At 64.4% G+C, this 216-nt stretch carries 1 protein-coding gene; it reads left to right on the top strand.

Annotated features, from left to right (window positions below; genetic code table 11):
• Positions 1-14: 14 nt before the first annotated feature.
• Positions 15-216 (top strand): hypothetical protein (locus JW499_RS22335; RefSeq protein ID WP_205212577.1); only part of this gene is annotated, 202 nt, incomplete at its 3' end.

The following is a 216-nucleotide window of genomic DNA, read 5'->3' as shown; positions in this document are numbered from 1 at the left end:
GCAAGACCTTCACCGTGCAGACCACCCAGGATGCCCAGTACGAAGGCGGCGAGACCTTTACCGTACAACTGGATACCCCCACCAACGGTGCCACCATCTCCACCGCGACCGGCACCGGTACTATCCTCGATGACGGCACCGGCCCGGGTCCCTTCGACCCTGCCGGTCCGGGCACCCCGGATGATGACCGTACCGGCTTCAGTGTTGATGACGTGC

The sequence above is a fragment of the Amphritea pacifica genome, from assembly GCF_016924145.1.
In the GTDB taxonomy this organism is placed as follows: Bacteria; Pseudomonadota; Gammaproteobacteria; order Pseudomonadales; family Balneatricaceae; genus Amphritea; species Amphritea pacifica.
This window is presented reverse-complemented; position numbering and strand designations above follow the sequence as displayed.